At 49.7% G+C, this 26022-nt stretch carries 20 protein-coding genes; 11 read left to right on the top strand and 9 right to left on the bottom strand.

Annotation, left to right across the window (positions count from 1 at the left end; translation table 11 throughout):
* Positions 1–2 precede the first annotated feature (2 nt).
* A complete protein-coding gene (locus tag ACN0YN_RS21055) occupies positions 3–2927 on the bottom strand; it encodes a c-type cytochrome (RefSeq protein WP_417386990.1) in 2925 nt (974 codons plus the stop codon).
* A gap of 345 nt (positions 2928–3272) precedes the next feature.
* Here ACN0YN_RS21055 and ACN0YN_RS21050 point away from each other — a divergent pair, with 345 nt between their 5' ends.
* Genes ACN0YN_RS21050 through ACN0YN_RS21030 form a run of 5 tightly spaced genes read left to right on the top strand, consistent with a single transcriptional unit; the run spans position 3273 to position 8972 of the window.
* Entirely contained in the window at positions 3273–4400 is a 1128-nt protein-coding gene (locus ACN0YN_RS21050) for a sugar-binding protein (protein ID WP_417386989.1), read from the top strand.
* Entirely contained in the window at positions 4393–5925 is a 1533-nt protein-coding gene (locus ACN0YN_RS21045; RefSeq protein ID WP_417386988.1) for a sugar ABC transporter ATP-binding protein, read from the top strand. Before ACN0YN_RS21050 ends, ACN0YN_RS21045 begins: the two co-directional genes overlap by 8 nt.
* Positions 5926–5971: 46 nt before the next feature.
* Complete coding sequence (locus tag ACN0YN_RS21040) at positions 5972–6955, top strand: ABC transporter permease (protein WP_417386987.1); 984 nt, start codon at positions 5972–5974, stop codon at positions 6953–6955.
* A 39-nt stretch (positions 6956–6994) separates the two neighbouring features.
* Entirely contained in the window at positions 6995–7249 is a 255-nt protein-coding gene (locus ACN0YN_RS21035; protein ID WP_417386986.1) for a zinc ribbon domain-containing protein, read from the top strand.
* A gap of 58 nt (positions 7250–7307) precedes the next feature.
* Positions 7308–8972, top strand: coding sequence for a formylmethanofuran dehydrogenase subunit A (locus tag ACN0YN_RS21030; RefSeq protein WP_417386985.1), 1665 nt, complete (start codon positions 7308–7310; stop codon positions 8970–8972).
* Between the two features lie 202 nt (positions 8973–9174).
* Here ACN0YN_RS21030 and ACN0YN_RS21025 read toward each other — a convergent pair whose 3' ends face one another.
* Positions 9175–9840, bottom strand: coding sequence for a carbonic anhydrase (locus ACN0YN_RS21025; protein WP_417386984.1), 666 nt, complete (start codon positions 9838–9840; stop codon positions 9175–9177).
* A 952-nt stretch (positions 9841–10792) separates the two neighbouring features.
* Here ACN0YN_RS21025 and ACN0YN_RS21020 point away from each other — a divergent pair.
* From ACN0YN_RS21020 to mog, 4 genes are all read left to right on the top strand, one after another.
* Positions 10793–13918 carry a DUF2309 domain-containing protein gene (locus ACN0YN_RS21020; RefSeq protein ID WP_417386983.1) on the top strand — a complete coding sequence of 1042 codons (3126 nt, stop codon included), beginning with the start codon at positions 10793–10795 and terminating at the stop codon, positions 13916–13918.
* A 61-nt stretch (positions 13919–13979) separates the two neighbouring features.
* Complete coding sequence (locus ACN0YN_RS21015; protein ID WP_417386982.1) at positions 13980–15371, top strand: proton-conducting transporter membrane subunit; 1392 nt, start codon at positions 13980–13982, stop codon at positions 15369–15371.
* The gene (locus tag ACN0YN_RS21010) at positions 15368–16834 is read left to right on the top strand and encodes a proton-conducting transporter membrane subunit (protein WP_417386981.1); all 1467 of its coding nucleotides are present in this window, start codon (positions 15368–15370) and stop codon (positions 16832–16834) included. The genes ACN0YN_RS21015 and ACN0YN_RS21010 overlap by 4 nt, the downstream gene beginning before the upstream one ends.
* A 150-nt stretch (positions 16835–16984) precedes the next feature.
* Positions 16985–17527 (top strand): molybdopterin adenylyltransferase, encoded by a 543-nt coding sequence (mog, locus tag ACN0YN_RS21005; protein WP_417386980.1) that lies wholly within the window; start codon positions 16985–16987, stop codon positions 17525–17527.
* Between the two features lie 69 nt (positions 17528–17596).
* Here the strand turns inward: mog and ACN0YN_RS21000 are convergent, their stop codons facing one another.
* From ACN0YN_RS21000 to ACN0YN_RS20970, 7 genes are all read right to left on the bottom strand, one after another.
* Positions 17597–18442: a TatD family hydrolase gene (locus tag ACN0YN_RS21000; RefSeq protein ID WP_417386979.1), complete on the bottom strand. Its 846-nt coding sequence runs from the start codon at positions 18440–18442 to the stop codon at positions 17597–17599.
* 161 nt (positions 18443–18603) lie between these two features.
* Positions 18604–18843: a hypothetical protein gene (locus tag ACN0YN_RS20995; protein WP_417386978.1), complete on the bottom strand. Its 240-nt coding sequence runs from the start codon at positions 18841–18843 to the stop codon at positions 18604–18606.
* Between the two features lie 249 nt (positions 18844–19092).
* A complete protein-coding gene (locus tag ACN0YN_RS20990; RefSeq protein WP_417386977.1) occupies positions 19093–19608 on the bottom strand; it encodes a GNAT family N-acetyltransferase in 516 nt (171 codons plus the stop codon).
* Between the two features lie 5 nt (positions 19609–19613).
* Entirely contained in the window at positions 19614–20564 is a 951-nt protein-coding gene (locus ACN0YN_RS20985; protein WP_417386976.1) for a metal ABC transporter substrate-binding protein, read from the bottom strand.
* A gap of 11 nt (positions 20565–20575) precedes the next feature.
* On the bottom strand, positions 20576–21754 hold the full coding sequence (locus ACN0YN_RS20980) for an ABC transporter permease (RefSeq protein ID WP_417386975.1): 1179 nt from the start codon (positions 21752–21754) through the stop codon (positions 20576–20578).
* Positions 21751–22422 carry an ABC transporter ATP-binding protein gene (locus tag ACN0YN_RS20975; RefSeq protein WP_417386974.1) on the bottom strand — a complete coding sequence of 224 codons (672 nt, stop codon included), beginning with the start codon at positions 22420–22422 and terminating at the stop codon, positions 21751–21753. The genes ACN0YN_RS20980 and ACN0YN_RS20975 overlap by 4 nt, the downstream gene beginning before the upstream one ends.
* Positions 22419–24389 carry a hypothetical protein gene (locus tag ACN0YN_RS20970; RefSeq protein WP_417386973.1) on the bottom strand — a complete coding sequence of 657 codons (1971 nt, stop codon included), beginning with the start codon at positions 24387–24389 and terminating at the stop codon, positions 22419–22421. Before ACN0YN_RS20970 ends, ACN0YN_RS20975 begins: the two co-directional genes overlap by 4 nt.
* Before the next feature lie 154 nt (positions 24390–24543).
* Here ACN0YN_RS20970 and ACN0YN_RS20965 point away from each other — a divergent pair, with 154 nt between their 5' ends.
* Together ACN0YN_RS20965 and ACN0YN_RS20960 are read left to right on the top strand one after the other, a co-directional pair.
* Entirely contained in the window at positions 24544–25533 is a 990-nt protein-coding gene (locus ACN0YN_RS20965) for a hypothetical protein (protein WP_417386972.1), read from the top strand.
* Entirely contained in the window at positions 25530–26015 is a 486-nt protein-coding gene (locus ACN0YN_RS20960) for a hypothetical protein (RefSeq protein ID WP_417386971.1), read from the top strand. The genes ACN0YN_RS20965 and ACN0YN_RS20960 overlap by 4 nt, the downstream gene beginning before the upstream one ends.
* The last annotated feature ends 7 nt before the right edge of the window (positions 26016–26022 follow it).

Raw genomic sequence — 26022 nt, 5'->3', positions numbered from 1 at the left:
AGTTAGTCCTTCTTCTGAAACAGGGGATGCTTAGGATCTCCACCGGATCGTAAGAAGGCGAGCAGATCGAGTGCTTCTTCCTTCGTGAGTGTATCGATGAGTCCCGTCGGCATCATCGATGACTTGGAAGGCAGCATTTCTTCAACCGTATCCCGGTCGATCGAAGTCAGTTTACTGGGATTGGCCATATCTGTGAGCACCATCAGATTCTTACCACTGAGATTGATCACGCGACCATTCACAACACGACCATCGTCCAGGACGAACATGGTCGAAGCATACTGATCTGAAATAACCTTAGAAGGTTCAATGATTGACTCCAACAGGTTCTGAGCATTAAACCGCCCCCCTGCACCGGTCAGATCGGGGCCGATCGTTCCCCCTTCTCCGGCAAAGCGATGACATTTGAAACAGGTGGCAGCAGCAAACATCTTGCGTCCCTGTTCGAAGTTTCGTTTTGTATGATCACTCTTCTCAGCATTGAGCAATTCGTCCACGGTCCACTTCCTGACAAATGAGCGTGGCGGTCCTTCTGCAACCGGTTCTGCTTTTTCGAGATTGACTTCGAGAACCGGTTTCAGCATTTCTTTTTCTGCTTCGGACAGGTTCTTAATTGCCTCGGCCCGAATATTGACCAGGAATTTATTGAACGACATTCCCCCTTTATGGGCCGTCGACTTGAGATACCATTCGAAGTATTTCTTCCGCAGTTTGTCATTCCAGCCTGTCGTCAGATTCATGAGCACTTTCGCATAATGAATCTGTTCTTCCTGGGTGAGTGCTTTGTCCTGCAGTTCCAGAGTCCGTTCAATTACCTTGGGAGCATTCAGATAAACCAGCACCCGGCTTAATTCACGATTCATAAATGAATTGGCAGCGGGATAAGCTTTGTTGATTTGTGCCAGCACATCCAGACGCTCCTTCTCTGTCGGGCCTCCCATCCGGACAAACACCAGTTGGTACAACCGCAGCAGATCCATTTTTTGTGTGTCTGTGAGTTTATTCCAGTCCAGGTTTTTCAAGACGTTTATGAGTGGTGTTTTAAATGCAGGGCTCCCATTACGAGCCAGCGCGATACCGCCGGTAATCAACGTCGTGGGATCTTTTTCCAGCAGCACACAGTTCTGCCACTGTTCGACAGGCTGATGTTCAAGGGCAATCCGGGCAGCGAAACGGATATGTCGATCTTCGTGCCCGAGATAAGGCCAGACAGAATAAACGATCGTTTCATTTTTCTGCCCATGCAGTTCCTCCAGATCACGGCGTAATTCCCGCAGACCGGCGAGCGCATCCGGACTGGGTTCTGCCGGAGCCGTCGATTCGTCGCCTGTGTAAGTAATGCGATACAGTCCAGACTGTGTTCGACGACCACCAATCGTAAAATAAAATGCACCGTCGACCGGACTGATTACCAGATCGGTCACGGGCAGAGGCGTAGCGGAAGCAAATTTTTCGTACGTCGCGACATAAGAAGCTCCCTGTGGCTTCAGATGGACGGCGTAAATAATTCCGTAGCTCCAGTCGGAAATAAATAACGCATCTTGATATTTCGCTGGAAACTTCGCGCCGGTACCAAAAATAATCCCGGTCGGTGAGCCTTGACCGATATTCACGACTGCCGGCAGACTGTCGGGATAATACTCGGGCCATTTCCCTGTCCCGGAACGCCAGCCGAATTCACTGCCACTGGTGACATGATTGACTCGCGTAGGACGATACCAGGGAGATCCGACATCCCATTCCATATCGGCATCATAAGTAAACAACTCTCCTTCAGGATTGAAGGCAATGTCGTATTCATTCCGGAAGCCGGTACTCACGATTTCGAATTCTTTGCCTTCCGGATCGGTGCGACAGATCCAGCCCCCCGGCGCCAGTTTACCGGCGGCATGTCCACGGGCATCCCACAGGCGTTGCAGCAGCAGGTCCTCACTCCAGTTGCGGGGAACCAGTGACTTTTCTGGATCGGGCAGAGCAGTGTGATTTCCGGCAGCAATATACAATGATTTTTTATCGGGAGAAAGAATGATGGCATGGGGACCATGTTCCCCGCCCCCCTTGATTTCTCGCAGGAATTTCACTTCGTCAAACTGGTCGTCGCCGTTGGTATCTTTGAGTCGATAGAGTCCCGAAGGTCGTTCCTTACCGCCATTCACAACGGCATAGAGACTGTCAAAGGCATATAGCAGTCCGTGTGCCATGCCCATATCAACCTTGAGTTTCTCTACCTGAGTGTCATTGGTTTTGGAACCAATCTTCGCTGGCGTGATGCGATACAGATCCCCGTATTGATCTGAAGTGATAAGCCGCCCTTTGGGATCGATGGTCATACTGACCCACGACCCCTGAACTTCAGTAGGAACCGAATACAGTAACTCGACCTTGAAGTCTTTAAGCAGCTTGATCTGGTCGGCGGGAGTGGCTGTGGCAGAAGGGGGTGCTTCGGTATCGCCCAGTGAGATCGATTCAACTTCGATCAATCCTTCGCGACTGGCCGGATCAATTCTGAGGCCCGTCATTTCGGAATCGGCGTAAAAGACAAATGACAGTTCCTGCCAGTCTGGATTTCTCTTCTTTAAATCAAATCGCTCACAGCGGGAATCGGCATAGCTGTTATTTTTCTCTGTTTTCCAATAGACCTCTCCCTTCAATGGAAAGTCGGCCCGCAGTTTTAATTTCACCTGTTTCCAGCCGGCTGCAGATTTCACCTCGCGACCGAAGTGGGGATCTTTTCCGGTACTGTCCACCTGTAGCAGATTGTCTTTGACCGAGAGTTTACATTGGGCGTAAGCAGTCCAGCCGTGTTCCTGATTCTGAAATGTCCAGACCTGGGTTGATGCTGACTCCACTGTTTCAGCGGCCATCAGTGCCTGAGAAACAAGAATTGCGCCTATCGCAAAACACAGAGATTGAAATGCTTGAATCATGTAGCTGCCCCTGATTCGTGATCAATTGGAAATAGAATTGCAGTTGGACGGAATTGTGGTATTGTCAACTGGATCGAAAGCAGCCTGTCGGCAACTCTGTAGAACAGATCAACAACACGGGAAGGTTTCAGATAACTGATATCAGCAGTTAAAATAGAACGATCCTTCCATCATAACAGCTGGTTTATCCATTGAAAACTCGTCTCTATTCATTTTTATTTTTTGATTTCCTGCAGGCGAACTCGATATTTCTACGAAATCATTGCATCATATAATGGAGTCTTACATCATATTCTTCTCAATTTTTTGAGCTGATCTTACGCACAATAAACCAAGGAGCCTCACTTGAAAACCTGTCGCGAATTGATTCGGAGTTGCAGCCTTTTTGCAACAATCTTTAGTATTTCTCTCCTCTCCACAGGCTGTAATAAAGGTGGAGGCAACCAGAAAAACGATGTGGCGTATGTGACCAATGGTATTGCCTCATTCTGGGTCATAGCAGAAAAAGGGGCAGAACAAGCCGGTGAGGATCTGGACGTCAATGTCGAAGTCCGCATGCCTCCCCAGGGAGTGACCGACCAGAAAAGAATGGTTCAGGAACTTTTGGCGCAAGGTATTGACGGCATCGCCATCAGTCCGATTGACCCCGCCAACCAGAATGACCTGTTAAAAGAAATCGCAGACAATTCGATTCTGATCACACAGGATTCCGATGCCCCTGACAGTCCCCGTGAATGTTACATCGGCATGGATAACTACAAGGCCGGCCGGATGTGCGGTGAACTGGTCAAGGAAGCGCTGCCCGAAGGTGGAGAGATCATGCTGTTTGTGGGACGTCTGGGACAGGTCAATGCCCGCCTGCGGCGACAGGGTGTCATTGACGAAGTCATGGGACGTTCGGATGACAACACTCGTTACGATGAACCCGGCCAGGTCATCAAGAACGAAAAATATACCATTCTCGATACACGAACCGATGATTTTGACTTCCCCCAGGGGAAAGCCAATGCGCAGGACGCCATCGCCAAATACCCGAATCTGAAATGCATGGTCGGCCTGTTCGCTTACAATCCTCCGCTCTGTCTGGAAGCGGTCCGTGATGCGGGTAAACTTGACGAAATTAAAATTGTTTCCTTTGATGAAGAACCAGCCAGCCTGCAGGGGATCATCGATGGGACCGTCGTGGGAACCGTCGTGCAGAACCCTTATCAGTACGGCTATGAATCAGTTCGTGTACTGAATGCCCTGGCGAATGGCGACAAGTCTGTGATTCCCGAAAATAAAATCATTCACATCCCGGCCCGAAAAATCACAAAAGAAAATGTGAACGAGTTCTGGGACGAGCTGAAGAAACTGACGGGGGATATTAAGCAGAAAGTACCAGTAGAAACGAAAAGCGAGACGATTGAAATTCCCGCCGGGAAAGAAAGTGACTCGCCAGAGAAAGAGAAGGTTTCAAAGTCGAATGAGTAGCACCGAATCGGCTCACTCGACACCGCTGCTGGAAGTCAATCACATTTCAAAACAGTTTCCCGGTGTCAAAGCATTACACCGGGTCAGCCTGACTCTGAATCAGGGAGAGCTGCTGGCTGTCATCGGCGAGAACGGTGCAGGCAAGAGTACCCTGATGAAAATCCTCGCAGGAGTTCAGGAACCGGATACCGGTAAGCTGTCGTTGGAAGGGAAACCGATTTCCCTGTCTAAAGTGGATGACGCACTCGATCTGGGAATCGCGCTGATTCACCAGGAACTGAACCTGTGTGAAAACCTCGATATTGCCGCCAATATCTTCCTGGGCCGCGAACCGGGCAGATGGGGGATGATTGATCACAGGCAAACCTGTAGCGAAGCGGAAAAGCTTCTGAAACGTGTTGGCTTGAATCTTTCTGCGCATACGCTGGTGGGAGACCTCACGGTCGGGCAACAGCAGATGGTCGAGATTGCCAAGGCATTGTCGATCAATGCCCGTATCCTGATTATGGACGAACCGACCTCTTCTCTCTCCCTCCATGAATCAGAAGCACTGTTCTCAGTGATTCATGATTTGAAAGCGCAGGGCGTGAGTATCATTTATATCTCACACCGACTGGGGGAGGTCAAGGATCTGGCTGATCGCGTCGTAGTGCTTCGCGATGGAGAAAATGCGGGCGAACTGGATCGGGCTTCGATATCGCATGATCGTATGGTGCAGATGATGGTCGGCCGTAATGTCTCCCAGTTTTTCCCACATACACCACATGAACCGGGCGAGGTGATTCTCGAAGTCAAACAGCTGCGTACACCTGCAAACCCTTCTCACCCGATCAGCTTCACACTCAGGCGCAGCGAAATCGTAGGCATTTCAGGGCTGGTGGGAGCTGGGAGAACAGAACTGCTGCAGGTCCTGTTCGGCATTGATGCGCCAGTGAACGGATCAATCTGTATCAACGGTCTAGAGGTTCAAATCCATTCCCCACAAGACGCGATCAAGGCCGGCCTGGCTCTGGTTCCGGAAGACCGAAAACTGCAGGGGTTAATTCTACAGATGGCAGTCCGCGAGAACATGAGTCTGGCAAGTCTGTCCCGTGACCAGGGGCGACTGGGGCATATTGACTTTGCCCGGGAACAGTCGATTTCAAGTGAGATGATCGACGCCATGAAGATCAAAACGCCCAGTGATCGACAGATCGTCCAGTTTTTATCTGGCGGAAATCAGCAGAAGGTGGTCCTTGGAAAATGGATGGCCATGAACCCGAGCGTTCTGTTACTCGATGAACCGACACGGGGCGTCGACATCGGTGCCAAGGAAGAAATCTATCTGCTGATGAATAGACTGGCAGCCAGTGGAATGGCTGTGCTGTTTGTCAGTAGCGACCTGGAAGAAATTCGCGGAATTTCGGACCGGGTCCTGGTGATGCATGAAGGCCAGCTGACAGGTGAACTGACACGCGAGCAACTCAGTGAAGAAGCGATTATGCAACTGGCGACAGGGCAAACCAGTGAAACAGTGACAAATTGAAATGAATCAACAGACCAGGAAATCACCGCGCTAAAGAAATCGAATCATGAAGAAAATTCTGGGCATTTTAATCTTATTGATTTTCGTGTGCATCGTGACAGCTGCCTCGAACGAGCATTTTATCTCCGCCTATAACATGCAGAATGTGTTTCGGCTCACTTCTCTGTTTGGGATCATCAGTATCGGTGTGGCGTTTGTCATTATTTCCGGCGGAATCGACCTGTCGATCGGCTCGGTGATCTGCCTGGTAGGCAGCCTGCTCCCTTACATGATCATGGAAATGGATGTACCAGTCCCCCTTGCTTTAATTTTTTCAGCGGTGCTCTCGATTGTAATCGGATTGGCGCATGGCTTACTGATTACAAAATTGAAACTGCAACCGTTTATTGTCACCTTATGCGGGTTGCTCATCTATCGTGGGATCGCCCGGGGGATTACCGAAGACCAGACACAGGGTTTCGGTTCCACTCACGAAAATCTGCGTTATCTGGCGACGGGTAAAATCAGCATTCCGATTCTGGAGGGATTCAGACTGCCCGTTCCCTTCCTGATCATGATCGGTGTGGCTTTGATCGCCGCCTTTTTTCTGAATAAAACCATCTTTGGCCGGTATCTTAAAGCCATCGGAAACAACGAGGCTGCAGCGCGCTATTCCGGTATTAATACCGATCGCACGGTGATCATGGCCTATGTAATCTGTTCCTTTCTGGCCGGTGTTGGCGGGGTTTTGTTTGCACTGGACATCAATTCCGTTCAGCCCGAAGGAATTGGAAACTTTTATGAATTATATGCGATTGCAGCTGCCGTACTGGGAGGCTGCAGCATCCGGGGGGGAGAAGGCAGTATTCTCGGAGTTGTCATCGGGGCGGCACTGATGCGGGTTCTTCGGAATTCAATAACCATGCTGGGGATTCCCTCTCAACTGGAATTTGCTATCATTGGCGCAGTGATTTTAGTCGGCGTGATTACCGATGAGCTGGTGAAACGTTATGCACAATTTCGCAGGTCCAGCGAGCAGTCCGGTTTGTAATTTGAATAAACCAGTCAGATCATTTATGGATTCCCAACCATGATTACTTATGAATATTTCTGTGAAGCAAACGGCAAAACGGTAGAAGTCAGCCATCGGATGTCTGAATCATTTCAGACCTGGGGTGAAGTTTGCCAGAAAGCAAACCTTCCCTTGAACGGCACTCCGGAATCGGCGCCGGTAGAACGCCTGATTTCAGGAGGACTGTTATTTAAAGGGGAAAGTTCAAATAAGAAATCCCAACTCCCCATGGCTGATCCAGGCTGTGGTCGCTCCAACTGCTGCCGCCACTGATTTACCTGCCTGTGAACGCGCTCCTCGATTGAATCCTCAGCTACATTGAAAGTTTCCTGTGTCTCTGTCTCGTATTAAAAATGGAACGATTTACGATCCAGCGAATGGAGTCAACGGCGAAGTCCGTGACCTGTGGATTCAGGACGGTAAGATCATTGAGCGTCCCCTTGACGCAGATTCGTTCACGGGAAAAACTCTGGATGCCACCGGGTACGTCGTGATGCCGGGCGGGATCGATATGCACTGCCATATCGCCGGTCCCAAAGTCAACGCGGGTCGCAAAATGACGCCGGATCTGAAACGGACGGCGCCTCCCATCTATCGCGGCGAACACACCCGCTCCGGAACCGGCGGAGTGGTTCCCAGTACGTTTGCCACCGGCTACCTGTTTGCCAGCATTGGCTACACGACTGCCATGGATGCCGCGATTCCCGGGTTGCATGCCCGCCATGCTCATGAAGAACTGCAGGACACGCCGATTCTGGATAAAGGCTTCTACCTGCTGTTTGGCAATAATCACTTTGTGATGAAGCATCTGCGGAATCAGGATCAGAATGCCCTCGACGCTTACTGCGCCTGGTTACTGGAATCCGCCAAAGGGTACACAATTAAAATTGTCAACCCGGGTGGCGTCGAAGACTGGAAGCAGATCAGCCGCAAGACGATCAAAGAACTGGATTCCCCCGTTCAGAATTTCGGCGTCACACCGCGACAGATTGTACGTGGACTGGCCGGAACTGCAGACCGTCTACAATTACCCCACTCAGTACACATCCACTGTAATAATCTGGGGATCCCCGGAAACTGGGAAACTACCCTTAATACAATGGAGTCATTAGAAGGCCATCGCGGACATCTGGCACACGTCCAGTTTCACTCCTATGACGGCGATCCCAATGATCCAACCAGTTTTTCCTCTGCCACACAGAAACTGGTCGACTATGTCAATTCACATGAAAACATCACGGTCGACGTGGGACACATCAATCCCGGCACCACGCTTTCCATGACCGGCGATACACCTTTCAGTCAGTTTCTGCATAACATCAATCGGAATAAATGGTACACCGCCGACTGCGAACTGGAGAGCAGTTGCGGCGTCATTCCCATCGAATACCGGCCACAGAAGAGCCTGATCAACGCAGTGCAATGGGCAATTGCGCTGGAGTGGTATCTGCTGATGGAAGATCCGTGGCGGGTGATCATGACCAGCGACCATCCCAATGGAGGTGCCTTTTATCATTATCCGGAAATCATCTATCTGCTGATGGACCGCAGCTTCCGGCAGGAATTCCTGTCTCAGATGCCCGAAGCAATTCGTGAACGCAGCGTACTGGCTAATATCGAACGGGAATATTCACTGTATGAGATCGCCATTATCACGCGTGCCGCTCCTGCCCGGGTGCTGGGTATGAAAGAGAAAGGTCACCTGGGTGTCGGCGCTCATGCAGACATCACCATCTATGCTCCGCAGCAGAATCGACAGGAGATGTTCGAACGCCCCCGCTGGGTCTATAAAGATGGCCAACAGGTTGTCTCGGACGGAGAGATCCAGGCTCATGCGTTTGGTAAGACTTATTATACATCTCCCGACTTTGACCAGGAATTTCTCCCGCACATCGAAAGCTGGTTCAACGAGAACTATTCGATTCGCTTCCGAAACTACCAGATCGACAGCCAGGAAGTTCCCCAGGCCGAAGAAATCAATTGCCGACAACTTTAATTCGAAAAGTTTTACGGAGACAAAAAAAGCATTCTCATAAATTAGCTGAGAATGCTTTTTCATTTCATACCATGTTTTTAAATGCAGCAGATACAGCTTTTGAATCAAAGCTGGCGCACATCACAATAAACCATAGCATCTTTCATTCGATTGTACTTGATGCAAATGGCCTTGGAGACGCTAAGGTAAGACGGGACACAGCCTAAATAGGAGGCAACGTGTGATCCATATTCACATCGGAAATCGCTACATTTCCAAGGGGAACATACTGTCCTACATCTGGATTAAAATTGTATACCTCGCCTGTTTCAAATTTATAAACCCAGGCATGCAGTTTCAATTCTCCACGACTGACAGCAGCGGCAACCGATGGATGGGTTTTCAAGCTCTTTATTTGAACCAGAACATTTTCTTCAACAGTCAGAATAAGACGCTTTTGTGGATCAGTAAGATGAGAATAGTTTTCATTTACGATTCGACGAGTCGATTCCGCATGTTCCAGATAAGACTTTACAGCAGGCATCTCTTGCACAAGATTCGGGTCGAGCAAACCCGCCATCGCACCACAATGAGAGTGTCCACAAATGATAATATCTTTCACCTTCAAGGCACTGACTGCATACTCAATCGTCGCCGCTTCGCCACCGTGAACGGTTCCATATGACGGGACTATATTTCCTGCCGTTCGCAAGATGAATAATTCCCCGGGCTTGGTTTGTGTCAGATAATTCGGATTGATTCTTGAATCCGAGCAGGTAATAAAGAGAGCCAGTGGGTTTTGACCATCTGCAAGCGTTTCAAATAACTTCTGATCCTGGCTGAAGTAATTCCGTTGAAATTCATGAATTCCATCAACTAATTTTTGCATCCACCTACTCCCAATTCTCTATATATTATCAGTTAATGTCTAACAGACATCGAAATGACCTGAATACAAGTCTGATGATTTCCATCAGAACAATATTACACTCAACGACTGTGTACAAGGGCGAATAATGCCCCTTTTTGATGCGACAGACCTGAGCTGACTTCCTCACTCATTTCCGACTTCAGAGGGTGAGCAACCGCCTGTGTATGACCACAGTAATTGAGCCAATCATAATTTAAAACCCCCAGATACATCTACCTGAATCAGGCTACGATCATTTCAGAATCACAGAAAACAAACTTGCAGTTACCCTGTGAAAACATTATATTGACGCGCTCTAATATGTTCTTACATTTTGTCAGTCTGGTGTCCCCTCAAAACATCTGAACAAATAAGCAGAAACGAATTCTGCTGCTCGACACCATTCTGCAGGACCCTTTGATGAAACTCTTTGTTTTACAATTTCTTTTTATTGGGGTTTCCTTCAGCACTGCGTTGACTCTGGTCTCTCAGGAAGAGCCACGGGACATTCCAGTCGAACAGCCTTTCGAGAAAATTGAAGAAACTGAGTCCTATGCAAAGGTGAAGAAATGGGATTTCTCTTCCCATCTCTTCAGGACTGTGACATTCGATTCTTATCCTGTCCAGCCAGTTGATTTCCTGCACCTGAAACTGACACTCATCCCCACGTCAGTCTCACATGGCCCGGATTGTTCGCGCGCGCCTCCAAAACGTGAGAACTGCTAGTACATTCATTGTACCGTGCTCATTCATGATACTGCTTTGTCATGATTTCTTTTCTCCTGCCCTGATTGAAGTGTCTGGCCTCACTGCATGATTATGCGGTGAATCTGGACAATCGCGTTGTTTTGAATTCAATCAGTTAAGACTGATATTGATTTGAATCCCCGCGTGTATTTCGGATCTTTGAACTTTTTTTCTGTGAAAAATAATGAATCAATCCGCCAATCATCATACTGACGAACATAGCAAACACACTGTCACAAATGACAAAACGACAGACCTCAAACATTTGATTGAGCATTCCGCTCACATATTACCTGCGCAGGGACCTATTACCGTCTTTGTGCACCACAATACGCTACATGCATTTGAAGACCTGCCATTTGAAAAAGGTGTGGTCGAAGGTGGTCGAACATTCGGATGCCATCCTTTTTTGTCAGAAGATCGATACCGGAAAAAACTGGATAACGAACGAATTCGCATCAAAGACCTCGAAGCTGTTTTACTGGACGACCTTGGCGAGAGTTCCGGCATTTTGATCGGTGGCTTTGGAACACGTTATGCACTCCGTCTGGCGATGTTACAGTTTCCACTTCACTCAGGTCCTGTATCAGAACTGCGCTGGTTCATTGCTCAAACTGATGCCCTGCGTCATTTCCGGGAGGAAGTCGATCAGACGGTCCGGGAGCGGACTATTACCACCACGCGCCACTGGATCATGCGTGAGTTTCTAAATGGAGACAGTGACAATAAACAGGAAGCCGAACAGATCTTGAATGGCCTGTTTGATCAGTTTGGAAAAACATCGATCGAAAAATGGGATGACCGAAAATGGGAAACTTTTGTTTTGCATTTTCTCTGGCGCGTCTGTTATGCCGGAGCACAAAAAATAAGTAAAGCATCTTCTCACACCCCCCAACCACTCAGGCACCGTGACCTCTTATTAAGAGTTTCCGATATAGATACAGACCTGATTGTTCACGATGTCTTGATTCGATTCTGCGCGGCGTTTCTCGACCAGGGAATCAGTTCCTGGTCTCTCCCTCAGCGAAACCAGGGATTTTATCGTGCTTTTTTTGAGCTGTATGCCGATTCGAAAATCAGTCCTGCTATTGAACTGGAAGAGTTAAACAGAGAAATTCAGAGACTGGACACTTCAGGAACTGGTCCTCTTGAATCTATCGCTGAATCACTTTCTCTGCTGGGAATCAAGGAAGACGAGCAGGAAGAATATATTTCCAAGTCGTTATTAGCCTTGCGCGGCTGGGCCGGTATGATCTGGCAAATGGAAACGAACGCAGAATGGATGCCTCACACAGCACCAGCTGGCAGCCTGATCGAGTTCCTGGCAATCCGTCTGATTCTTGACAGACTGGTTATCGGGCACGTCATGCAGAATTCATACGAATACTCAGGGCAACTGGATTCTCTGCGGACCGATATTCTCAGCCAGACAGAAAAACAGACAACCTGCCAGATCAATCAACGTGCGTTTACGATCTTTCAGCTTGCACAGGTTCGTGGCTGGAACCCAAATGATCTGCTTCATCTGTCCAACGTACAGTGGTCGACTTTGATTGATGAGATCGAATCATTTTCCAGCCTGGAACGACGTCGTATCTATCACCTGGCATTTGAGAGAAAATATCGCAATGAAACTCTTGATGCAGTAGCGACTCATTCAGCCCGTCGTCGAACTCAACCAGATCGAACCGATCCTGCAAACTCAGCTTCCCCTGCCTATCAGGTGGTCTGTTGTATTGATGAGCGTGAAGAATCGTTTCGGCGACATCTCGAAGAAATTGCTCTCGAGTGTGAAACATTTGGAGTGGCGGGTTTTTTCGGCGTCGCCATGTATTACCGTGGGGCGGCGGATGCGCACTTCACTCCTCTTTGTCCTGTGAATATCAAGCCGACACATTATGTTCAGGAAGAGACACTGTATTCCCTTGAGCAAGTCAGTCGGCGGCGGGCAGAGACGAGGCGGCGGATTGGACAAGCCACTCATCAGGCACACGTGGGAACGCGAACCTTTATCGGAGGCTTTTTCACGGGGATCCTGGGATCACTGGCGGCTTTTCCCCTGGTGGCCCGAATTCTGTTCCCCAGATTGACTGCGCAGGTACGACGAATCTTCAACCGCATTGTCCAGCCTCCCGGTACCCAGTTACGACTGGAAAGAATTGAGTCCCTGCCCGGATCTCAGAATGTACAACTTGGCTACTCCATAGAGGAAATGGCAGCCATTGTCGAAGGCGTTCTCAAGGCAATCGGACTTTCTCAATCCAGGCTGTTTTCACCATTGGTGGTCATTTGCGGTCACGGATCTGCCAGTTTAAATAACCCACACGAAGCTGCCCACGACTGTGGAGCCTGTGGTGGAGGACGTGGTGGCCCTAATGCCCGCGCATTTGCACAAATGGCGAATGACCCCCGTGTGCGACGTCTTCTTGCCGATCGTCAGTTGATGATCCCGGATAATTCCACCTTTATTGGGTGTTATCACAACACCTGTGATGACAGCGTTACCTGGTACGATCTCGACAGACTTCCTGTTTCACAGCGTACATTATTCGAGAAGGTGGAAAAAGATCTTAATAAAGCACGAGCACACAGTGCGCATGAACGCTGTCGTCGATTTGAATCTGCAGAGCTCGCCCTTTCTGTCAATGAGGCATTGAGGCATGTGGAAGGCCGAGCGGAAGATCTGTCTCAAACGCGACCGGAGTACGGGCATGCGACTAATGCTTTATGCTTCGTTGGACGTAGACAGTGGAATCGTGGCCTGTTTCTGGATCGTCGTGCGTTTCTGACCTCGTATGATCCGACACTGGATGACGCTGACAGTTCTATACTGGAGCGTACGCTCCAGGCAGTGATTCCCGTCTGTGCCGGGATCAACCTGGAATATTATTTTTCCTATGTCGATTCCACTGGATATGGTTGTGGTACCAAGCTCGCGCACAACATTACCTCTCTTCTGGGTGTGATGGATGGCGCCGCCAGCGACCTGCGTCCTGGTCTGCCTTTGCAAATGGTCGAGATTCACGAACCAGTTCGTCTGCTGTTCGTGATTGAAACCACCGTCGATGCTATCAAACGCATTATCTCCAACAACCAGGCTATTGCCCGACTCGTGCATGGGAACTGGGTACAATTGGCAGTTCTCGATGCTGAGACTTCACAGATCCAACTCTATTACCAGGGACACTTTCAACCCTATTTACCAGAAACGGATGAAATCCCATCGATAGACTCATCCATTCACTGGTACCGAGGCTGGCGCGATCATCTCGGATTTGCTTCCATACGAGAACATCAGACTTCGTCCTGATGTTTCAAAAACACTTCTAGAATATGACTACTTCAGCCTTGGATTAGATATCTGGATCAACATGAATACTGAAACTGTTTTTTACTTTTTAGGCGTCTGCGTAGTGGCCAGCCCTGCACTCCTGTTCGCGGTCTTCGGTATCACTTCTCTGATGGACAAACCCATCGGAGAGCGTCTGATCGCCCGAGTCACACAGACGATGGTTCTGATTGGCCTGTTTGCGTCGATGATCATCCTGGGACTGATGCTGACACTGGGAATACGATACGTCCCCATTGAACTTGGTAACTGGGTTGTCATTCCCGAACAGCATTTTCACTTTCATTTAAAATTTATTTTCGACCGCCTCTCGATACCTTTCTGTATTCTCTCTTTTATCCTGTGTGGGACTGTAGGTGCATTTGCCAGCCGTTACCTGCATCGCGAACCAGGCTACAATCGCTTCTTTGTCTGTTATTCAATTTTTCTACTCGGGATGGTGGTCTCTTCTCTGGCAGGCACGATTGAAACACTCTTTTTTGGCTGGGAACTCGTTGGTCTGTCCTCAGCATTACTCGTTGCTTTTTTTCATGAAAAGCTCAACCCCGTTCGAAATGGAATGCGGATCTGGACAATATACAGGATTGCGGATGCAGCATTTCTATTGGCCGCAATGACGCTGCATCATTTGACGGGTGCGGGCGATTTCGTAGGTCTGATGGGAACCGGATCCTGGCCGGATGGGCACGCGACGATTTCTGAACAACATGCTCTGATGGTCGGGATACTTTTATTGATTGCCGCCGCCGGAAAGTCTGCCCTTGTCCCCTTCTCCAGCTGGTTGCCTCGCGCCATGGAAGGACCAACACCATCCAGCGCAATTTTCTATGGCTCTCTTTCTGTTCACCTGGGAGCCTATCTGCTGTTACGTGTCAGTCCGATTCTTGAACTGTCTTTGACTTTAAGAATTGCCGTTATCTCACTCGGGTTGATTTCAGCAATCTATGGAACCCTCGTTGCCCGGGTACAGACCGATATTAAAAGTGCTCTAGCCTTCGCGTCTCTCACCCAGGTGAGCATCATTGTTGTCGAAATCGGCTGTGGGCTTCGATACATTGCATTGATCCACATCATCGGCCACGCCTGCCTGCGAACACTACAACTATTGAGAGCCCCTACTTTACTGCACGATTATCACACGCTGGAAAATGCCATTGGCTCGCATCTTTCACAAAAAAAATCTTTCCTGATTCGTGTGATCCCAGATCGATATCGACATCGACTTTATCGATTTGCGCTCGAACGTGGATACCTGGACGCCATGAGCAATCAGTTCATCGTCGGTCCTTTCATTTCTGTTTTCAGCTGGTGTGACAGAATGGAACGCCGCTGGAACAAGCTGCTTTCAGGCGAAGACCCCAATGAATCGGCCCCGATCAAAACACGTTCCGAATCAATGGAGGAGTACCTATGATTCCTGAACTTCACTTTGCCTGGATGGAAATTTCGATCCTGATTTCTCTGGCTGGTTCACTCTGGCTTAAATTCACTAAGAATCGTGACATCGCCTACAAACGCTGTCTCATCACCTGCGCACTGGTTTTTCTGACTGCCGTCGGTGGCTGGGTAGATTTCATGATGCTACAGACTTTTGAGGCAACAGACCAATTCAGTCTCACAAAACTCCTGTGGAACAGAGACATCTTTACTGTAGACGAATTGAGTGCCCCGTTACTTCCTCTAGCTGCCCTGCTTTATCTACTGACCGTTCTTTCAACCTTAAAAACGAAAGGGCACCGTTTCTCTTTCAGCAGTACTCTGCTATCGGAAGCGATTCTATTCGCCACACTCAGTAGTAGAGAGCCCTGGGTGATTATCTGCTTACTTTCAGTGGCAACAATCCCCCCTTACCTGGAAATGAAAACCAACAGAGAATCCCCTCGAGTTTACGTACTCCATATGGGCCTGTTTATCGCCTTACTGGTATCTGGAGGAATTCTGTCTGGTTTCGGAGATACGCATGGTGCCATCTCTCTGGTGGCCGGCGCGCTGCTCACCACTGCCGCACTGTTGCGCAGTGGAATCGTACCACTCCACTGCTGGATGACAGATCTGTTTGAAAAAGTGACGTTTGGAACGGCCTTGCTGTTTGTCACGCCCATGACAGGTGCATACGCCGTGATGAGACTGGTGTACCCCATCGCACCTGCCTGGGCTCTGCAGGGAATCGCTCTGATTTCCCTTACGACAGCAGTCTATGCAGCTGGAATGGCATTAGTACAAAAAGAAGCCCGGCGATTCTTCTGCTATCTGTTTCTAAGCCATTCATCTCTGGTACTGGTAGGACTGGAAATGGCAACTCCCCTGGGTTTGACCGGTGGACTATGTGTCTGGATTTCTGTAGGTATTTCTCTGGCGGGTTTCGCATTAACCTTTCGATCAGTGGAAGCCCGCATTGGGAAAATTTCTCTTACAGCATATCATGGACTCTATGAACACACGCCAACACTGGCGGCATTATTTCTCGTTACAGGCCTCGCCTCCATCGGTTTTCCCGGCACACTGGGTTTCATCGCAACCGAACTGCTCGTTGAAGGGGCCATTGAAGTTTACCCGTTAATTGGAACAGCAGTATTGATTGCCACAGCTCTCAATAGTATTGCCATCCTACGGGCCTACTTTCGCGTCTTTACGGGGGCGCGCCATGTCGCGTCTATCTCGCTGCGCGTGCGCGTTCCTGAACATGTCGCAATTCTAATACTGGTCGCACTGATTCTGGGTGGAGGACTATATCCACAACCTGGTATTTCGTCTCGCTACCATGCAGCCAAAGAAATGATCCAGCTGCGTGAAACCGTTTTTCGCCATGCTAATTCAGAGGAAAAGATCAGTGAAGCAGGGCGACCTGCTGATCAACCACCTTTGATCAGCTTGTAAACAGCCTGAAACAAGGTAAACCAATTTCGTTTCAAAATGGTTCCTGTGACGAGCCCGTAACCTGGGTGAGCAGGCTTGCGAATCTGGCTGCACGATTATAAGGTATTGCAGCAGAAGCCAAGTATTATTTTGTTAACAGAAAGTCTTCCTGTGACACATGCAGAGATTGCCCGCATTGGAATTGTAACGGTTTCCGACCGTGCCAGCAGTGGTGAATATGAAGACCGCGGCGGCCCTGCGATCCAGGACTACCTTTCAGAAGTCCTGACCAGCGACTGGCTGCCTGTCGCACGCGTGATTCCTGATGAACTGGAGACGATCACGGAGACTCTGAAAGAACTCTGCGACCAAGAGCAGTGCTGCCTGGTTGTAACCACAGGAGGCACTGGCCCGGCGAAGCGGGATATCACCCCCGAAGCAACACTGGCGGTTTCTGAAAAAGAGATGCCGGGTTTCGGTGAATTGATGAGAAAAGTCTCACTGGAAAAAGTCCCGACGGCCATCCTGTCACGCCAGACAGCAGTGATTCGAGGAGGCACGCTGATCATCAACCTGCCCGGACAACCCAAAGCGATTCAGGAATGTCTGGACGCCGTTTTCCCCGCTGTGCCTTACTGTATCGATCTGCTGGAAGGCCCCTTTCTGGAAACAGATGAAGCACGCCTGAAAGCATTTCGTCCTAAAAAGAAATAGGCGCAATAAAAAACAGGAGTCGGTAGAAAACTACCACTCCTGTTTTCAGATTCATTTTATAGCCAAACTTTAAACCAGGTTGGCACTGTTCTCTTCAATCGTTTCCAGTCGAACGGGCTTGATATCAAACTTGGGGTTCTGTCCCAGGAATCGAGCCGGATTGTTATGGAACACTTCGATAGCATCCTGAACGGAATACCCGCGCGCCCGGTACTGCACGACACACTCCTGTAGTGTGAAAGGATCGCTGGGGCCCCAGTCGGCTGAGGAGTTCACCAGAATCCGCTCGTGACCGTACATTTCCAGCATGTCAACGGCCCGTTTAGGAGTACACTTGGTAATGGGATACAAAGTAAATCCGACCCAGTAACCTGCTTCCAGAGGCTCGCGAATGGTATGCTCTTCGACATGGTCAATCCAGACCCGTTCCGGATTCACATTCATGTGAGACAGGACTTCCAGGGTCCGTTTCGTGCCCCGCACTTTATCCCCCAGGTGGGGAGTATGAATCAGAATCAGCTGATCGTATTTGATAGCCTGTTCGACCTGAGCTTCGAAGATTTCTTCTTCGTTTTTGGTTGTTTTGTGAAAACCGATTTCACCCACTCCCAGTACGGTCGGTTTCTTATAAAACTCAGGCATATGCTTGAGCACTTCGCGGCTGAGTTCCGGGTTCTCTGCTTCTTTAGGATTCACGGCAACCCAGCAGTAATGTTTGATGCCATATTCGGCAGCACGCGTTGGCTCGAATTCGCTGATCTGGTGAAAGTAATCCAGAAATGTTTCCGGATAGAGGCGGTCAAAGCCGGCCCAGAATGCAGGTTCAGCAACGGCAACGACGCCGGACATGGCCATGCGTTCGTAGTCCTGAGCAGTTCGGGCAATCGCGTGATAATGAGGTTGAATGATTTGCATAATCGTCTCACTGATAAATTCTGATTAAAGCGGGGAGGGAGGAATTCGGTTCGACTCGTGGTCCATCAATCCTGTCTTGATGGCTGGTCAATGTCAGGCGAGCACGCCCACGAGCATGCGGACCATTTGGGCCAGTATGCCCTTCCAGGTCTGATAAGACACTAGTCGAGATCTGAGAAGAGCAACAGCATCCGCTCCGATCGATTGGGCAGATGACTTTTCTCCTGCAAAAGAGCGATTGCCTCACTCAGGAGATCCAGTCGGGGATCCTGGAAGGTGCCAGTCCCTTCTTCATGATCGTGAGCCCGGTCAATGCGATCCAGAGTCGCAGCAAGTTCGACCAGGGCACAACGGGCTTCGAGAAATTCTCGATCCAAAACCTTTAAAGCTGTTTGCATCATTTAAACCTTTCGGATTTTTACGTCTGGTGAAGCTCCTTGATGATACACAAGCGTTCTTAACGAATCTGCAGCATTGCATTGTAAGTGCAAGCGGTTTCGAAAAACGCATCAAGAACCCGATCCCGGATTCAATGAGTCACTCCTTATTATATACCTTACATCGGTACTTCCTACTCCCTCAACTGAGTTCAACTCACTTTCCCCGAAAGCGGACACAAAATTTCAGTATAGATGCATCAGTCGTACTAATTACGGGGAGTAAAAAACTGGATGATAGAGTCCCTTTCCCGGCTTGTCTGGAAAAGGGTTCTGTCCCAGAAAATGAATCATAAACACCTCCCTGTTTTCACCGGCAAAGTCACATGTAAGTCCATACTGCCATGCGGTTTCAAAGCCAAATCGCGGATAATATTCCGGATGCCCCAACACTATCACAAACCGTTGACCGCGTTGCTCCAACTCCTGTAAACCAGCGTGTGTCAATTGAGACCCGACACTCTGATTTTGAAACTCCGGCAAGACCGCCAGGGGAGCCAGCCCCCACCCGTGAACCTCCGAACCGTCTGTATACTCAATCTTTGCCGGGGTAAACAGGATGTGTCCCAGCAGTTGCTGATCTTCTCCGATTGCGACCAGCGAAACCGCTTCTGAACATTCGGTTCTTAAGCGGTCCACCAGATCGGCTTCTGCAGGTTGACCGAACGCCGCTTCGTGGACTGTTCGGATCGCGGCACTGTCAGATGAATTTTCAAAGCGTATCTGCATCGCAATTATTTCTCTGATGGAGGACTCTTTTTCTGCTGATTCAGAAACATTTGTAAATGAGTCAGCTGCTGCTGCATGTTACTGACATAATCCCCGTTCGCCGGTGCGACCGTCAGCGGATTCAGTGCAAAGACACTGATCCCCTGATCTTTTAATCTGGTGATGACCTCTTCATCAGGCTCCGATTCACACAGCATCAGCGAAAGTTTCTGTTGTTCCTGTAAAGACTGGAGCTGTTTCCAGTCCTCCTGGTTCGGTTTTGAAATCGACTTCCAGTGCAGATGATGCATCGTCCAGTCACATCGTTTCGCCAGATACTGATATACGGGCCGGCGGGAATACCAGTTCAATCCCGGATATTCTGCCTGAATCTGATCCAGCTGCTGATTCAACGGTTTCAGTGAAGCGTTCAGCTTTTCCAGATTGGCTCTGATCGTTTTTTCCGATTCGGGATCCAGTTGGATTAATCGTTCGGCAATCGCTTCCGCCTGCCTTGCCATCAACCGGGGATCAAGCCAGAAAAAAGCGACTGTGCCCGCGTGCGAATGGGCTCCACCCGAGCCGTGACTGTGCACCTCAAAATCGGGGACGGTAATCAAAGCATCTTTGAGTGCCAGCGAGGTTCTCAATACTTTGGAACGAGGTAGGGAAAGCTTTTTGACCCAGTCCGCAAAGTCGGCACCGTTTGTCACGATCAGATCCGCCTGCTGTATCGTCTGGATTGTTGCATCGCCAGGCAGCCAGGTTTCCGGATTCTCATCCGGAGGAACCGGATTCAGAATCTGAAATTCGGGGCCTGACAGTGAATCCACGATAAATTGCAACGGGTAATTGACCACGACCACCAGTCGGGGGCCCTGATTCGTCTCCTGCTGCTTTGCTTCGTTAGCTGCTGGCTGGCAGCCGGAAAAAAAGACCAGAGTGAGCAGTACAATTTTTGAAATCAAAGGTCGCATCTTGAACACCACTAAATAAACCACATTCGCATTATCTGATGAATATACACTCGCAGAACCACAGTCAGCAGAGTCACGATAATCAGACTGCCAGCCAGGATGAAACCGAGTTCCGTCAACTGCAGCTTCCAGATGGTGGACCGACTGCAGCCCAGTTGAAACATCGTCTGCCTTTCCCGCTTGCGTAATCTCAAAGACAGGATAAACACCAGCGTCAGCAGTAAGCCAACCGAGATCGACACCAGCAGAGTATTCGCATCGAACAGCTGTTTGACGCGAAATACGAGTTGCAGTAACTCATTCACAATCTCGACCGGGCGAATCAGCTGGATTGAGGACGCGTTCGTATCATACATCCCCAGCAGCAGAACTTCCGATTTCGGATCATAGGGAACCAGGATGATCGAGGTCACGGGGAACGACTCAATCTCTCCATGAAAGTGGAATGACGCCAGATTCTGTTCGGTCACTTCATTGAACTGGGGAACCGCAGCGTTAGCGACAGTGCTTTGTCCCTGCTGTTGTAAGACCAGATTTTTATCCGTTTTCGCATCGATACTCTGATGGCCGTGTCCGATTCCAGAAATAATCCACTCCGTCTTCAGATCGACAAAGACGGCATCGTCATCCGGGGAATAGGCTTTCTCCAGCACTCCCACGACCCGCATCTTGAGTGGGTAATTGCCGGACAGATCAAAGACATTCAAGGGATCAGACATCAGTCGGTCCCCGGGCTTGAGTTGCAGTCTCTCAGCGACATTCGAGCCGACTACACAGTCGCCCAGTCGCTGCAGACTGGAACCTTCAGCAATCTTCAGTTTGCGAAACTCAAAATAATCCAGCGTGGTCCCCACAACGGGTGCAGTCTGTGCAGTAAAACGGACCGCCAGTGGGATTGGCAGCGCATAACCTGTTTCCTGGATGGTTTCCACTTCCTGCATGGTCGTCGATTCCAGGTCCGCCTGACTGAAATACATGCTCTGTAATGCCAGATCGAAACGACTTCCTTTAATCCCGGCCACGAGAGGTGTTGCGTTGGCGCGGGCCATCAGATCGCGTTCGAACTGGGATATCCCAAACTGCAGCAGCACTGGCAATAAAATCGCCAGTGAGACACACAAAACCAGCGTGATTGTCTTCAGCTTATTATAAAGCAGATAACGGATTGTCAGCCGGAAAATTCCACTCATGACGCTGTGATCACCTCGTGGAACTCTTCAATGTCAATCGTACGATCAAACTGGTCTAACAACCGATCATCGTGTGTCACCATAATCAGTGTCGCGTTGGTCCGCGTGGCATGCTCCAGCAGCAGATCACGAATCAATCGCTTGTTGGCGGGATCAAGATTCCCGGTCGGCTCATCGGCTAACAGGATCTCAGGTTGAGGCAACAGAGCCCGGCAGATGGCGACACGCTGTCGTTCCCCTTGCGAGATCTGATCGATCCGTCCTGTTAAATATTGATCGATCTGCATGGAAGCCGCCAGCTCGCGTGCGCGTTCCTGCACGCTTTGATCCAGCTTCAACGCCTGATTGATAAAATACGGAAGCAGAATATTTTCGCGGACATTCAGGTAGTCGATTAACTCAAATTCCTGAAAGACAAATCCGATTTTGGAGATTCGATAAACGCGTCTCTGACTGTCATCGAGCGTCTTCAAGTCAAGATCGCAGGAAATGAGAGTCCCCTGATCGGGGACCAGGATACCTGAAATCAGATTCAGTAACGTCGTTTTCCCACATCCACTGGGACCGACCACCGCTACCTTTTCTGCATCCTTGAATTCCAGTTGAGGAATACTCAGCTGAAACGGAGATTGCGGGTAGCGAAACTGGATCTGTTGCAGGCGGATCATGGTGAACTCTTATCAGCGGTCTTTTTGGAGGGAGCCGGCTCCGATGTTTCGACTGGAGTTTCCTCTACAGGCGTTTCCACTTTCACTTCACGCAGTCTGGTCTTAAAGGGCAATCGCTCTTCATCCAGCAGTTCCATGCCGGTCAGTTTCCAGACGCCGTCCACCGGTTCCAGAAAAAAGATCCCCTCATACTTGTTGGTCCGCGTATGAATGTGTCCCCAGTGTTCGACTGTGCCTGCGACAGTCCAGGTCGCCTTCACTGCGAAACTGCGTTCATCCAGAGAACCTTCTACTTCCGGACCTGGTCTCGGCTGAAGTTCGATAGACTCCCAGTTGACATCAGTCACTCGTGAAATCGCACCTCCCTGCTCCTGCATTTTCAGGCTCTGGTTAATCTGTCGATACAGCGTCTCCAGAAACGAACCCTCGGCACTTTTGGCTAGGGCATCAAAGACATCACTGTCAGTATGATAATCAAACGATCGGTAGATATTCTTATGCAGCGTTTTAAAAACGACTTCTGCTTTCTCTCCAGAAATTTCAGGAACAGGTTGCAACGGGCTGGCAAAACTGACCTGAGCCAGGGGGAGACAAAGCAGACTGACCAGAAACACCACACCAGCAACTGTCAATGTCCTCTTGCGTGAGTTTTTTCGTCGAACCTGGCTCAGACACATCATCACACATAATAGAAATCCCAGACCACTCACCACCGGAATCGTCCAGAGGGGACGTGGCTGTAGTGTGACAGCAACCGGGTTCACATCGAGGCTGACTTTTCGTCCCGGGTTATTCCACTGAAATTCACTATTCCGCTCCAGTTTGGAGAAGACCGGTCTGAAAGATTCATCAAAGGCAAAACAGACCGATTCCACACTCCAGACACTACGGTTAAACATGTCCCAGGTGACTTTGACCGTATCAGGTGTCCCTTTGGTGCTGTAGGTCAGAATAATCCCCACACGGGCATTCGCAACACTGACCCGCTTTTTCTCTGCCGGTTTCGCGAAGTCTTTGAAATCAAGTCCATAAAAATCGAGCCGGGAGATAACCGGCTTGACCGTAATACCATCAATCTCAATGGGATTCGCTTTGGCAAAATACTCTGCAATTTTATCACGGGATGCTTCCTGCTCTGCCACCGAAAGAAAGTCCGGATCTTTTTTATCCAAAGTGAAAAATGACTCCAGCGTCGCCAGCGGAATCAGAATTTCATGCCTGACTTCAAAATCCTCAATATACAGAAACGAATAGATCGTCCCATAGCTGGTAATCCCCAAAGTCTCTTCGCGTCGATCTTTGAGCCACTTCTGCCAGTCTGCTTCTGACGCATCCGGGGCCAGGGGAGGATGATCCCAGTTGAATCGAATGGTCTGTGGCTCGCGGGGCTTCATGGAAACGGCGTATGGTGTTTCAGAGCCTTCCTGTTTCAGATTGAACTGAACCAGGGCCGGAAAACCTGCGCTGGAATCAACCAGTTCCTGGCTGAAGGTCAGAAACTCGGGAGGCGTTTTCAGAGGAAACTCCAGCTCGAAGACCAGCGTAAACTGCATCAGGTCGCTCATGGCAACCCCTTCCGGTTTCACCGACGAGTCATCGACCGAAACTACTTTCCCCTGCAGTCTTTCTCCATTGATATCGCGTACCTGCAGACGATCCAGTAGAAACTGTTTATGCTGTTCAATTGCTTTTTTGATTTTTGCCTGGGATACAATGTTCTGTTCGTCGGGTTCCAGTTTCTGAAAGAAGTACAGATCTTCGACATAGATCTGCATCGAAATCAGAACTTTGTCCCGCTTGACGTACACATTTTCCTGACTGACTGAAATCGGATGTGCATGACTCGTCGCAGGAACCAGACCACTGATCACCAGAGCCAGACAGAACAGCAGGCAGAGTTGTAAACGATTTTTTGAGCCAGGCAGCCTTCCAGGATCGCAGACTGTTTTGGCAACTCGCATGGTCATATTTGAAATTCGCAGCAGAATGATTGTAAATCAGTAAGGAGAGTGTCGATCGGGCAGGTTTTGTTACATTTCTGTACTATTTGATCCTACCGAGACACAGTATAGAATTGCAATCGTGGCCTGCTTATAAGACACTACGAATAAAGAATTCACGATGCTTGAGAAAAAAGGGACTCCGATGGAAGAAAACCAGAAATCAGATCAGCCCGAAGCCAATGAAACACAAGAAGTTACCGCGGAACTCCCCCCGCCCGAGAAAGCCCGGTTGCTGAAACGCACCGCACTCTGGTTTCTGGCAGTGATCCTGGCCGCCTCCGCTATGATTTATCAGCGCGCCACCGGTCCCACTTATCCTATGAAGGTACCGGTAACGGGAAATATCGTCGCGAAACTTATTCGAACTCATGAATCAACGGGCGATGCCACGGTTGAAGTTCCCATCCCCGCACCAGACGCCAAAACAGCAACCGCCACTCTCTACTTTAAGCGATTTCGAACCAACGACGAATTCACCCCGATCCCCATGAAAGTGGAAACAACGGAGAGCAGAACGCAACTCGAAGGGGACCTCCCCAAACAGCCCGCTGCGGGTAAGCTGGAATATTACATCGAAGCAGAAATCGCCGGCCAGTCTATGCGGCTGCCTGAGAATAAAAACGAAAACGTCATCATCCGCTTTAAAGATCCTGTCCCGGATGGTGTCCTGATTCCCCATATCACTTTGATGATTCTTTCGATTCTCCTGGGAATGCGTTCCGGCCTGGCTGCCCTTTTCGCTCCGTACAATATGCGTCAACTGGCCTGGGCGACTCTCTGCGGCATGACTGTCGGAGGCATGATCCTGGGACCGATGGTGCAGAAATATGCCTTCGGTGAATACTGGACCGGCTTTCCCCTGGGAGGGGACTGGACCGACAACAAAATGCTGTTCATGTTCCTCGCCTGGGTCTTTGGCTGCTCTGTGATCGGGCTTAACCCAAAGAAGAAAAATACGACCATCGGACGCTTTGCCGTATTGATTGCCACAATCGTGATGACGGTCTGCTACCTCATTCCACATAGTATGGGAGGCAGCGAGCTCGATTACAGCCAGGTCGACAAAGGCGTCGATCCGAGTAAAGCCATCGAGACAGGTCGAAAATGAACGCCGCTCAGATCCATCTGATGACGGTACACGTCCCCATCATTGGCTGCTGGGGGTTATCAATCCTGCTCGTACTCGCGTGGATCTTTCGCGATGAGCGTCTGTTTAAAATCTGCTGCTGGCTCTTATTGACAGTATTGCTGGTCGCGACAGTCGCTTACTTTTCCGGTCCACTCGCTTACGAAATGCTGGAACAGCAAGTCAAGCTGAATACTGAGACGGTGGAATTCCATGCGATTCTCGCACGCTCCTGTCTGTTAGCGATGGTGGTGCTGGCAATGGTCGTGGGAAATGCCTTGATTCAGGGCTTTCAGGGAGAAAAAATCCCCCGCTGGCAACGTGCAGTCATCCTGGCAGGTACGATTGGCATCGCCGGCTTCTGGAGTGCCGCCGCTCACTGGGGAGGTCTGATCAGACATCCGGAAATCGGATTTTCGGATCCAAACCCGGCGGCAACCTCAGATGCGTCTCCCGATCAATAAACCCGGA

The sequence above is a fragment of the Gimesia sp. genome (genome assembly GCF_048260065.1).
GTDB lineage: Bacteria > Planctomycetota > Planctomycetia > Planctomycetales > Planctomycetaceae > Gimesia.
The sequence above is the reverse complement of the archived record's forward strand: the minus strand, read 5'-3'. Positions and strand labels throughout refer to the sequence as shown.